The following is an 11,941-nucleotide window of genomic DNA, read 5'->3' as shown; positions in this document are numbered from 1 at the left end:
ACCCATTCGGCTCAAATGTAAAACATGTACGGTCCTTGTCCTGCCTGCCGCATTTCGACCAAGTCCTGCAGGCTCACGGACTGGAGGACCTGGTCGACTGCTTCACGCAGGCGGTCCCAGAGCGGCGACAACCCATCGTCGAAGTCCTCATCGACAATGTCAAGCGGACCTTCCAGTGTCAAAATCACATCGCGTACTCCAACTTCAGTCGCCGGCCTAGCCAGCACATATCCGCCGTACGCGCCACGCACACTGCGCACGAATCCGGCATTGCGCAGCGGCGCGATGAGTTGTTCCAAGTAGTGGTCAGAGAGCCCCTGACGTTCTGCGATCGACTTCAGAGAGATCGGCGACTCCCCTCCGTGAATTGCGAGGTCCACGAGGAGCATGAGCCCGTATCGGCCCTTGGTCGAAATCTTCAATCGGGTTTTCTCCCTTCATCCCCATCTGGTTCGTAGTACTTTTTCGGATTCACGCCCTCTGGCCAGTAGTTTTGCTTGACAGTGTGGCCCGGGTAGTCATGCGGATATAAGTAGCCTTGGCCGCTGCCAAGAGCTGCCGCCCCGCTGTAGCCAGTTCCGCGCAAGTGCACAGGCACGCGTACACCAAGGCCAGTTCCAACGTCTGCGAGTGCCTGATTGACCGCTTTGTACGCCGCATTCGATTTTTTCGCCGACGCCAGGTAAGTCGTCGCCTGTGCGAGGGGAATCCGACCTTCCGGCATGCCGACAGCTTCTACCGCGTGCAGCGCTGCGACAGCGAGCGGCAAGCCGTGCGGGTCGGCGTTGCCGATGTCTTCGGAGGCGAGAATAATCAACCGGCGCGCGATAAACTTCGGATCTTCACCAGCCGCAATCATTTTGGCAAGCCACAGCACCGCCGCATCCGGGTCGGAACCGCGCACCGACTTGATAAACGCGGAAATGGTGTCGTAGTGCTCGTCCCCAGTCTTGTCATAGAGCACCTGCCGCTCTTGAATCGATTGGCGTGCCTGCTCGGCGTCAATCACAGGGTGCCCGTCTGCGCCCACGGGAGCCGAAATCGCCGCGAGTTCGAGCGAGTTTAACGCGCGCCGCGCGTCCCCAGCAGCGTACTGGATTAACACCGCTTGTGCTTCTGGTAACAGTGTGGCCTGCAGCCTGCCAAGCCCATTCACCTCGTCTGCCAACGCTCGTTGCAGCAACTCCCGCACGTCCGCTTGCGCAAGCGGCTCCAAACGGAAGATGTGGGACCGCGAGACAAGCGCCGGATTGACCTCAAAGTACGGGTTCTCTGTAGTCGCACCGATGAGCACCAGCAGACCACCTTCGACGTACGGCAGCAGAGCGTCCTGCTGCGACTTGTTGAAGCGGTGGATTTCGTCAATAAACAACACTGTCTTGTGCCCGTAAAGTTTTCGTTCGTCCTGCGCCTCCTGCACCACGCGCCGGATGTCCGCAACCCCTGACGAGACCGCATTCAACGTTTCAAACCGAGCTTTCGTCGCATTGGCAATCACGTGCGCCAAAGTCGTCTTTCCCGTCCCCGGTGGCCCGAAGAAGATTACGCTGACCAACCGGTCAGCCTCAATGACGCGCCGGAGCAGCGTACCAGGGCCCACGACGGACTTCTGTCCGACGACTTCATCCAGAGACCGAGGGCGCATGCGAAAGGCGAGTGGCGCACTTGCCTCGTTTTCCCGTTCATTTGCGACGCTGAAGAGATCCATGCTGGTCACCACTTTCTCGGCGAAAAACTGCCTTACGCGCCAGCAATCACCCGGGAAATCACTGGGACTGCCGCTTCCAGGTCTGTCCGTGTCACGTCGTGGTGGGTCACAAAGCGAATCCGCGTACCACCGAAGGACGTCGCGAGAACGCCCTTCTCCTGAAGTCGGGCGAGAAACTCTGGCGCCGACAGGCCTGTCCCGCCGATGTCCGCGATGACGATGTTGGTCTGGACGGTTTCGAGGTTCACCGTGACGCCAGGCAATTCGGCAAGGTGTTCAGCCAGCCACCGGGCGTTCGCATGGTCTTCCGCGAGACGGTCCACCATCTCTGTAAGCGCAATGATGCCCGGCGCCGCTATGATGCCGGCCTGACGCATGCCGCCACCTAGCCGTTTGCGCCACTGACGGGCGCGTTCAATGAACTCGCGCGGTCCGACAACAAGCGACCCGACGGGCGCACAGAGGCCCTTGGACAGGCAAATTTGCACAGTGTCAACCGTCTCTGCAATCGCCTTGGCAGACACACCAGACGCCACTGCAGCATTGAACAGACGCGCTCCGTCCATATGCACAGGGACACCGTACTCGTCCGCAACGCGGCGAATGGCCCGCAGGTTCTCGAGTGGGATGACCGTTCCCCCCGCCCGGTTGTGCGTATTCTCCAGCGAAATCAGCGCTGTGCGGGGATGATGAACGTTCGGTTCGCGAATGGCCGCCTGTACGTCATCCGCATCGAGTGCCCCGCGGGTGCCTGTGAGTTGCCGAATTTGCGCCCCTGCAATCGCTGCGACAGCCGCTGCCTCGTAGTAAAAAATGTGCGCTTCTGCTTCGGCGATGACTTCTTCGCCACGGCCTGCGTGCGTGGCAATGGCCACCTGGTTCCCTTGTGTACCGCTAGTCACGAACAGCGCTGCTTCCTTGCCGAGCAATTCTGCCGACAGTTGCTCTAACCGCAGTACTGTGGGGTCTTCCCCATATACATCATCGCCCACTTCTGCCTCGACCATTGCCTTTCGCATCGCTTCGGTCGGCTGTGTGACGGTGTCACTGCGCAGGTCAATCCGCCCGCTTGGGGTGTTTCCAGTCTGACTTGTCAAGCTGCCGCCTCATTTCCTAGTAACATAGTCGAATTTATTATAATGCCACGGGGACAAGGGGTAAAGAGCAACGGCTGCAACAGGCAGACTGCGACCTTCAACTTCCCAAACGAAAGAAGTGCAGCGTCCGCCCACTCGGCAGACCCGCTGCACTCCCCAACCCAAGACTCGCTTATGGTGCCCCGCAAATGCCGTGAAACCCGAGGTTTTGAACCTGCTCTCGCAGGTGGGTGTCCTGCTCAGCCACTCTGTAAGTCCTCGCAGTGCGAGGCGTTTACTCATGGTAGAGACATCGGCCTCCCGTGTTTTGGGTGTTGGCTCAAAACACAGTGGGTTCACACCAACAGCGCAGGGCGCTTCCGGCGCACAACCTTGAAATGCCGTTTCTGAACGCCTCTCGCTTGGTGTTATGTTAACACCACCAGGCGCCAATGACAACCTGAAATGAGCAGAACTCACGCGTTTCAACAACACAGCGAAGACCGTGTGACAGCCGTCGACTCGGCTACTGATTCGTTCTCCCGCGCACCTGTAACCGCAATGTGTTGAGTTGCTCCGCGCTCACTTGCGACGGAGCCTCCATCATCAGGTCCGTGGCGCTCGACGTCTTCGGAAACGCGACGCAGTCCCGCAACGACTTACCCTTCCCCATCAGCATGACGATACGGTCGAGCCCAAACGCAATACCGCCGTGCGGAGGTGTACCGTACTCAAACGCGTTCAACAAGAAACCGAACTTCTCCTGCGCCTCCTCAAGGCTGTAGCCAAGCGCGGCGAACATGCGCTCCTGGATGTCACGGCGGTAGATGCGCATGCTCCCGGACGACAACTCAAAGCCATTCAACACCAAGTCGTACGCCTGTGCCCGCACAGCACCTTGGTCGGACTCGAGCTTATCGAGGTCTTCCCACTTCGGCATCGTAAACGGGTGGTGCTCCGGGACATACCGGCCAAGTCCTTCGTCGTAGCTGAAGAGCGGAAAATCGACCACCCACAGAAAGCGAAACGCATTCTCGTCAATCAGCCCGAGTTCGTCGCCGAGTTTCAGGCGCAGCGCCCCGAGCGCCTGCAGAGCTAGCTTGCGCGGCGCCGCCGCAATGAGGACTAAATCCCCAACCTGTGCACCCGCGGCGTCGACGATGGCTTGCATTTGTTCGGGCGCGAGGAACTTTCCGATCGGCGAGCGGAAGGCCTCTGCGTCAACAGCGATTGGCGCCACGCCCTTCAGGCCATACCCCCCCACATATGCATTCAACTCGTCGGTCTGTCGACGTGAGAAGTGTGCACAGTCGGGTGCGACGATTGCCTTGACGACACCCCCCTGCGAGAGCGCATCCTCAAACACGCGAAAGCCCGTGCCCCGTACCGCGTCGCTGATGTCGACGATGGGCATACCAAAGCGCAGGTCTGGTTTGTCTGACCCGTAGCGGTCCATCGCCTCTTGGTAGGTCAGGCGCTGGAACGGACGCGCCAACTCCACACCGATTGTCTCCCGAAACACGTTCACAAACATCTGCTCCATGGTGTCGAGCAGTTCGTCCATCTGCAAAAACGATGTCTCGATGTCGAGCTGACTGAACTCCGGCTGCCGGTCTGCGCGCAGGTCTTCATCCCGAAAACAGCGGGCAATTTGGTAGTACCGCTCGAGTCCCCCGACCATCAGGAGCTGCTTGAACAGCTGCGGTGATTGTGGCAAAGCGTAGAACTCCCCAGGTTGCAAGCGACTGGGTACAATGTAGTCGCGCGCGCCCTCTGGCGTACTGCGCGTTAAAATCGGCGTCTCAACTTCGATGTAGCCGTGGTCGTCCAAGAACTCCCGAAACGCACGGAACACGCGGTGGCGCAGCCTCAACATCGCTTGCATCTGTGGCCGCCGCAGGTCAAGGTAGCGGTGGCGCAGACGCACTGTCTCGTCGACATCAATGTCGTCCTGAATGTAAAACGGCGGTGTCTTCGCCGCGTTTAACAGCTCCGCCTCGCCGACTAGCACTTCAATCCGGCCCGTTGCGATTTTTAAATTGACCGTTTCGGCCGACCGTGCGACGACCTCTCCCGCCACGCTCAGCACGTACTCGCTGCGCAGCGAATCGGCCACTTCCAAGACCGCTGGAGACGTTCCGCGCTCGCGGTCAAAAACCAATTGGACCATCCCTGTCCGATCGCGAAGGTCGATGAATATCAAGTTGCCAAGGTCTCTGCGGCGCTGTACCCAACCGGAGAGAACCACCTTCGTGCCCGGTGCAAGCCCGGCAGTATCCGCAACCCAGTGTGTACGCATTAGTGTCATTTGACCGCTCACTGTTCTTTCTGGTGCCCCTTGCCCCATGGCTGTCATGACGCACTCCCTGCCTTTTGTAAGAGATAGTTGACGGTATCCGCCAGCGCGACGACCTGCTGTTCGCCTGTGGCCAAGTCTTTGAGGGAGACCGTCTGATTCGCCACTTCTTCATCGCCGACGGTCGCGACAAACGTCGAACCATCGCGATCGGCTGCTTTAAACTGGGACTTCAAACTGCGACCAAGATAGTCTCGGTCTGCGCGTAGTCCCGCCCGGCGACAGGCCTGGAGCAGCTGCATGGCCATCTCCTCTGCAGCTTGGTGCGCAACTGCCACAAAAACGTCGAGTTCATTTTTAGTGAGGTCTCCGCCGCGCTGGGCTGCGAGGACAAGCATAGCGCGTTCCATTCCCCCGGCGAAGCCGATGCCGGGAGTTTCCGGTCCACCTACTGTAGCGACAAGGCCATTGTAGCGTCCGCCGCCAGCGATGGTGCCGTGTTCCGGCACCGTGATTTCCCACGCTGTGCGCGTGTAGTAGTCCAGACCGCGGACAAGGCGGTCGTTGACCTCAAACGGCACGCCAATCCCCTCGAGCGTCCGCTGAACAGCCCCAAAGTGTTCACTGCAGTCACTGCACAGGGCTTCAAGAATTGTCGGTGCACCCGACTTCTCCAGCACCAGTTTGCAGGAGCGGTTTTTGCAGTCAAAGATGCGCAACGGGTTGCGCTCGAGGCGCGCCTGACAATCCTCGCAGAGCTCTTCCTTGTAGGGTGTCAAGGCTGCGATCATTCGCTCTCGGTGCTGCGGCCGACACACGCTGCACCCGACGCTGTTCAGCTCGACGTGCAGCTCCGTTAACCCAAGGCCAGTGAGCACGTCAAGATTTAACGCAATGACCTCTGCGTCAACACTTGGTTGGTCGGAGCCGAGCACCTCGCAGCCGTACTGATAGAACTGTCGTTCACGCCCTTTTTGCGGCTTTTCGTAGCGGAACATCGGGCCAATGTAGTAGAGCTTTGTCACACCAGGCTCACCGTACAGCTTGTTTTCCACATAAGCCCGCACAACACCGGCGGTCCCTTCCGGACGCAAGGTAATGCTGCGGTCGCCGCGGTCGACGAAGGTGTACATCTCTTTTGAGACGATGTCGGTTGTCTCTCCAACTCCGCGCGCAAACAGTTCCGTGTGTTCAAAGATTGGTGTTCGGATCTCGCCGTAGTGATAGTTCCGAAAAGTACTCCGCATGGAGTCCTCAACTGCTTGCCACTTTGCCGTTTCGGCCGGAAGAATGTCTGAAGTACCCCGTGGACGCTGTGTCAACATAATGGTTTCCTCCTGTGTGATCGACCGACGAGACAAGAACAAAAAACGCCCCTCGTCAGGCCGACAAAGTCGGCAGGGACGAAAGGCGCAGTTTCCGCGGTGCCACCCTGGTTGAGCTGTGCATCAAGCACAACTCCGCTTGGCGCGCGTAACGAGCGCGACACGCCCGTGCTTGGGAGCCGAATCGTCGTTCAGGTTACATACGGCTCGTTGACACGGGTTCCTTCGAGGTGTCATTCCTGCGCAGTCCTGCGAACCCACTTGCAGCCTTGGTGGGTCTCTCTGTGCGCCACACACGCAGTACTCGTCCTCTGCATTGAATCGTCACTCTGAAATTGCCGTAATTATACGAAGCCCGGGCGTGACTGTCAAGGACACGGACGCGACTACGCTGGGTGAACATGGTCGTCCTTGGACACCAACAAGTGACATCAGTTGCGCTGAAGTTTTCGCCGCAGGCGTTCCACGTCAGCGCGCCCAAGGTCGAAAGCTTCGGCTAACTCCACATCCGACAGCCACCTCGTCTGTTGGATGAATTCGTGAAAGTCAATTTGCAGCGCCTGTTGTGACAGTGACCCGCGGTTCGTCTCGTACTCGCTCTGACGCAAGAGTATGTCCCCCTGTCTGCTCGGGCTGGGTTGACCGTGTCCACAAAAGCAGTCGTAGTCTACCTTGCCCGTCGCTGATGCATACATGTTTCGCGGACCCGACGTCGCAGTGTGTGGTTAGGACTAGATTCAACGGCCGTCGCGTGCGAGAATGAGCACGGTAGAGTGGAGAAGAGACGGAGGAATGAACGTGAACAGTGAACACGAGTTGGCACCCTTGGACAACACACAGTCCCGACTGTGGAACAACCGCGCAGAGGCCGTGATCCTTGGTGGCGTCAACAGCCCGTCGCGGTCGTTTAAGTCAGTTGGCGGCGGGACGCCCGTTGTGATGAAACACGCTCGCGGGTCGCGCTTCACGGATGTTGACGGCAATACCTATATTGACTACCTCGCTGCCTACGGGCCGCTTGTGCTCGGTCACGCGCACCCAAAAGTCATGGCTGCCATTCGTGAGGCCAGCGAAGACGGTATCTTGTATGGGACTCCAACTCCGTGGGAGGTGGAGTTTGCAGAGGCGTTGCACGGTGCAGTCCCCGACCTGGAGCGAGTGCGGTTTGTCAACTCGGGCACCGAGGCAGTGATGACGACAATCCGTGTCGCGCGGGGTGTGACAGGCAGAACGAAGGTCATCAAGTTTGCAGGTTGCTATCATGGTCACTCGGACCTGATGCTGGTGGCTGCCGGATCAGGCCCTTCTTCGATGGGCGTTCCGGACAGCGCCGGCGTGACGCAGGCAACCGCAAACGAGGTCATCACAGTACCTTTCAATGACCTTGCTGCACTACAGACAGCCCTCGATGTCTACGGTGACGACGTCGCAGCCGTTCTGGTTGAGCCTATCGTCGGGAACTTTGGCATGGTTGCGCCGTCGGACCGAAACTACCTGCATGACGTGATCGAACGAGCCCATGCAAAGGGCAGCTTGGTTATCTTTGACGAGGTAATCACCGGCTTTCGCTTTCACTATGGGACGGCCGCGCAACTGTACGACGTACACCCGGACCTGTACGCGCTTGGGAAAATTATCGGCGGTGGTCTACCGATTGGTGCGTACGGAGGCAACAGGGACTTGATGGAACGCGTAGCCCCCCTTGGCCCCGTGTATCAGGCGGGCACGATGGCGGGCAACCCAGCGTCCATGCGCGCGGGTCTCGCCACTCTAGAGGTTTTGCGCAATCCGGATGTGTACACCCGGATGGACCACCTCGCCGGACGGCTCGTACTCGCGATTGAAGCGGCGGCGAAAGCAGTCGCGGAACCGATCACTGTCAACCGCATCGGCGGAGCGTTCACCATCTTCTTTGGCTCCCACCCGGTTCACAACTACGAAGACGCACAACGGACCAGTAGTGAACGATTCGCGGCGTTGTTTCACAGCCTGCTGAAGCGGCGCATCCACACCGCGCCATCGAAGTACGAAGCCTGGTTTGTGTCAACAGAACACACCAAAGAGGACATTGACGAGACGATCGAAGCGGTGCGAGCAAGCTTTCTCGAAATCGCGGAGATGAGAACTAGATAAGACGTTTTACGCGGGACAAACAGATGAGGCTGTCCAGCTAGCACGAGCGTGCCAGTCGGACAGCCTCATTTAACACTCATCACGACACAGCGCTAGTGCAACAGGACTCCCGCCTTAGAGCACGTCGGCTAACTGGGCAACCAAGTCGTTCTTCGGACGGTAGCCCACCAGTTGTTTCACAACTTTGCCGCTCTTGAACAGAATCAGCGTTGGGATACTCATCACCCCGTACTGCTGTGCAGTTGCAGGGTTCTCGTCCACATCGAGTCTGCCGATGGTGAGTTTATCGCCGTGTTCGTCCGACAATTCCTCAAGAACGGGCGCCAACATTTTGCATGGGCCGCACCAGGTAGCCCAGAAATCAATGAGCACTGGTTTTTCGGATTGGATCACGGACGCGAAGTCGTTGTCTGTCACTGTTTGCGTGGCCATTGGACCTACCTCCTTCGTCGTATGCTGCACTGCTCATTGTAACACACAGCAAACCGCAGTCGCATGGGCGGACTCGCAACGGGCTCTATCTTCTCGCCCGCAGTCCAAGACCTCGCACTCGGCCGGAGATTACACACTGCGATAACTCAACCCAGTCCGCAAGGACAGAAAGAACGCGACTCCGACCACTACGGCGCTGAGCCAGTACAGTGAAGTCAACTGATACCGTGCAGCCACGAGTTGCAGAGGCAGTATCCAGTACAACAGCGAAGTCGCGAAAAACACGCCCACTGATAGTTTCCCAGACAGGCGGTACAGGCCAAAGATCATCGCAGCCGCACACAGGGTTAAGCCCCCCGTGATCATCGCCTGTGGGTTCAATTTCCACGGAGTTAACCAAATGCCGAGCGCAGGTACCAAAGTGCTTTGAAAGACCATTGCGCCACTGATGTTGCCAAACGCCAGGGCGTCTTTACCCTGACGGATCCAGACCACGCTGTTGAACGTCTCCGGCAGTTCTGTCGCGAGCGGAATCAGCAGCGCCGACAGCACAAATGCCGGGATGGCAAACTTCATCGCAAGTTGCTCAACCCCCTTAGTCAGCAACTGTGCCCCACCCATGATAGTCCCTAAGGAGATTGCCAACTGAAGGACAACGGCCCACCCAGACGGTTCTGCCTTGCGCCACTGCAGATACAGCGGATTTAAGTGTCCGCTTTCGTCCGCGGTACTTTGCTTGTCTCGAATAGCAAACACAACAAACACGACGTACAGTCCGGCCAGCACAAACGGTGCAATGCTGTGCAACCATCGCGACTGTACCGCACCAGTCATCACCGTGACTGCGTACGCGAGTAAAAAAAACGACATATCACGGGAAAAGCCACGTTTGTCTACGGCCAACTCATTGCCAAGCTCTGGTCTGCGCGCTGTCAACAGAGCGATCGCAATGATCAGCGATCCGAGCGTAGCCAATAAAAACGGAGCGCCAAGAATGCCCCCGATACCGACCTCTGTCGCATCTTTCGCGCCGTTGCCGAACAAGATGGCCGTGACTGGGACAGCCGTCTCCGGCATTGCGGTGCCGATCGCCGCGAGCACGCTGCCCACTGCGCCTTGGCCAAGATTCAGTTTGCGCCCGAGCCACTCCACTGCATTTGTAAACATTTCTGCGCCAAACAGAATCATCGCCAAGGCAAAGAACAGGCTTACGGCTATCCGCATCGCGCCACCCCCAGTCAGGTCGCGTGCTCAGATCATTCGCTTCGCACGCTCGATAGACTGTACGTTGCTGCTCGTCCGAATATGACCAGTCGCGACGGTCGCGCAATGCGACGGTGGATCAAAAAAAGCGCCGACTCTCGTCAGCGCGTAGCGTATTGGTTGTGACCTACGTCATGAATCGGTGGAATCCGACTGAACTGGCCCCAGTAGGCGCTTTGTCATCTGCTCTAAGTCAGCCTGCTTATCTACAAACAGGGCCAACCAAACGTCCTCCACAGGGGAGAGGAACCAGACCTTCCCTTCCTCGCCAACAACGGACGTTTCCATGACGGTCGTGAGTCCAACCTGACGGCGAAGTTTCTCAACGCTGCGCTTATAGGTCCGCAAGACATCGACAAAGTCGTCCTCATAATCCCGGTCAGACGCACCCACGGAGTTGTTTTGAAACGCAATCCACCCGACCACGGACGGGTCTTCGTGCAGTCGATAAAACGACTCCACCCAGGCCTTGTCTTCAAACGAGGGCGCGACGAAGGTGTTCATACGAAACGGGTGAGTCTCAGAACGGTCAAAAATCTTCGGCGTCTTCGCTGTGCCGCGCCGACTAGAAACAACCTCGAGGTCGTGAGCCTCGCCGGCTGGCGGTCTGCTGTTGACCTCTTGTGTCGTCTCAGATGAGTCGTTCGGACGCGCGAGCGGACCCCCTGCCAATGCCCCTGCAGCTGCTAATACTTCCGGAGTGACTTCTGGAGTTGCTTCCGGCTCTGGTAGCCGCCCGCTTGGCGCGCCGTCCACCACTGTCTGGTCAGTCGATTTGTCCGAGCTGCGTTCTTCAGACACTCCGGACTGGGCCTGTACCGCGCTGTTGCGCGCATCCTCCGCCACCGACCGACGCGGTGGGCGCGTCAGCAGGATATTCATCCAGATCCACAGACACACCAAGACAAGCCCCAGGGCAATGACCCCGAGCAATGTGCCGTTCATGTCCTTCACTCCCATCGCCTTGCCTTACGCCAAGGTTAACAATTTAGTCAGACTGGGTCAGTTACGGTGAATGCGGACAGTCGCGTTCATCCCAGGCAAAACGTTTTTCCCCTGCTTATCCTGCAAGGAGATGTCCACGGCTATGCGCTGCACCACTTTCGTGAAGTTTCCCGACGACTGCGCTGACGGGAACGGTGACGTTTGGGCCGCTGTCTGCTCGCCAATTTGTGTAACTGTTCCAGTGAACGTGGTACCCGGATAAGCGTCGAGTGCGATGTCGACGGTCTGTCCGACCGCGACGTGGCGAATCTCTGTTTCCTTGACGTTTGCCCGAATGTACTCCTGGTTCAGGTTGCCGACGACTGCCAGCAAAGTTCCCGCGGATACAACCTCATCCGGGACAGCAGCGCTTTTCAACACCTGCCCGCCGTGCGGAACTGTGATATTGAGTTTTTGACCCGTTGGGAGCGTCTCTACGCCAATCACCTGTCCAGCCGAGACACTCGTGCCATCCTGCAGCGTCCACTCGGTCAACTTCCCGGTCGCGGTGGCTACGACATCCTGGGATTGCACAGTCACCGTCGCGTCACTGACGTGGATGTAGTTGTTCTGATTATAAAAGTACCAGTACCCTCCCGCGACTAAGGCGGCCACGACGAGGATGATCAAGATGTTGACCAATACAAGTTGCCGTGCGCGCATGTGTTCGCCCCTCTTCATACACTTTACCTAGCAGATGTTTCACTGACAGAACGATTTTAAT

The 11,941-nt window shown here is 58.1% G+C and carries 11 protein-coding genes and 1 other RNA gene; 1 reads left to right on the top strand and 11 read right to left on the bottom strand.

The window, feature by feature from the left end:
- Positions 1 to 11: 11 nt before the first annotated feature.
- The 7 genes from JC200_RS18570 to JC200_RS18540 all read right to left on the bottom strand — a co-directional run bounded on the left by JC200_RS18570 (position 12) and on the right by JC200_RS18540 (position 7,013).
- Positions 12 to 422 carry an RrF2 family transcriptional regulator gene (locus JC200_RS18570; RefSeq protein WP_274433201.1) on the bottom strand — a complete coding sequence of 137 codons (411 nt, stop codon included), beginning with the start codon at positions 420 to 422 and terminating at the stop codon, positions 12 to 14.
- A complete protein-coding gene (locus JC200_RS18565) occupies positions 419 to 1,708 on the bottom strand; it encodes a replication-associated recombination protein A (RefSeq protein WP_274433200.1) in 1,290 nt (429 codons plus the stop codon). Before JC200_RS18565 ends, JC200_RS18570 begins: the two co-directional genes overlap by 4 nt.
- A 32-nt stretch (positions 1,709 to 1,740) precedes the next feature.
- Positions 1,741 to 2,805 carry a low-specificity L-threonine aldolase gene (gene ltaE / locus JC200_RS18560; RefSeq protein WP_274433199.1) on the bottom strand — a complete coding sequence of 355 codons (1,065 nt, stop codon included), beginning with the start codon at positions 2,803 to 2,805 and terminating at the stop codon, positions 1,741 to 1,743.
- Between the two features lie 175 nt (positions 2,806 to 2,980).
- Positions 2,981 to 3,163: non-coding RNA, 6S RNA (gene ssrS / locus JC200_RS18555), on the bottom strand.
- 147 nt (positions 3,164 to 3,310) lie between these two features.
- Entirely contained in the window at positions 3,311 to 5,140 is a 1,830-nt protein-coding gene (gene aspS, locus JC200_RS18550) for an aspartate--tRNA ligase (RefSeq protein WP_443111834.1), read from the bottom strand.
- Positions 5,137 to 6,405 carry a histidine--tRNA ligase gene (gene hisS, locus JC200_RS18545; protein ID WP_274433197.1) on the bottom strand — a complete coding sequence of 423 codons (1,269 nt, stop codon included), beginning with the start codon at positions 6,403 to 6,405 and terminating at the stop codon, positions 5,137 to 5,139. Before hisS ends, aspS begins: the two co-directional genes overlap by 4 nt.
- Positions 6,406 to 6,836: 431 nt before the next feature.
- Positions 6,837 to 7,013 carry a hypothetical protein gene (locus JC200_RS18540; RefSeq protein WP_274433196.1) on the bottom strand — a complete coding sequence of 59 codons (177 nt, stop codon included), beginning with the start codon at positions 7,011 to 7,013 and terminating at the stop codon, positions 6,837 to 6,839.
- 217 nt (positions 7,014 to 7,230) lie between these two features.
- Here JC200_RS18540 and JC200_RS18535 point away from each other — a divergent pair, with 217 nt between their 5' ends.
- Positions 7,231 to 8,538: a glutamate-1-semialdehyde 2,1-aminomutase gene (locus tag JC200_RS18535; protein WP_274436590.1), complete on the top strand. Its 1,308-nt coding sequence runs from the start codon at positions 7,231 to 7,233 to the stop codon at positions 8,536 to 8,538.
- Positions 8,539 to 8,652: 114 nt separating this feature from the next.
- Here JC200_RS18535 and trxA read toward each other — a convergent pair whose 3' ends face one another.
- The 4 genes from trxA to JC200_RS18515 all read right to left on the bottom strand — a co-directional run bounded on the left by trxA (position 8,653) and on the right by JC200_RS18515 (position 11,880).
- Positions 8,653 to 8,970, bottom strand: coding sequence for a thioredoxin (trxA, locus tag JC200_RS18530; RefSeq protein ID WP_274433194.1), 318 nt, complete (start codon positions 8,968 to 8,970; stop codon positions 8,653 to 8,655).
- 129 nt (positions 8,971 to 9,099) lie between these two features.
- The gene (locus tag JC200_RS18525) at positions 9,100 to 10,194 is read right to left on the bottom strand and encodes a sodium:calcium antiporter (RefSeq protein WP_274433193.1); all 1,095 of its coding nucleotides are present in this window, start codon (positions 10,192 to 10,194) and stop codon (positions 9,100 to 9,102) included.
- A gap of 171 nt (positions 10,195 to 10,365) precedes the next feature.
- Entirely contained in the window at positions 10,366 to 11,178 is an 813-nt protein-coding gene (locus JC200_RS18520) for a hypothetical protein (protein WP_274433192.1), read from the bottom strand.
- A gap of 57 nt (positions 11,179 to 11,235) precedes the next feature.
- Positions 11,236 to 11,880: an HlyD family secretion protein gene (locus tag JC200_RS18515; RefSeq protein ID WP_274433191.1), complete on the bottom strand. Its 645-nt coding sequence runs from the start codon at positions 11,878 to 11,880 to the stop codon at positions 11,236 to 11,238.
- Positions 11,881 to 11,941 lie beyond the last annotated feature (61 nt).

Source organism: Alicyclobacillus sp. ALC3 (assembly GCF_028751195.1).
Classification (GTDB): domain Bacteria; phylum Bacillota; class Bacilli; order Alicyclobacillales; family Alicyclobacillaceae; genus Alicyclobacillus_L.
The sequence above is the reverse complement of the archived record's forward strand: the minus strand, read 5'-3'. Positions and strand labels throughout refer to the sequence as shown.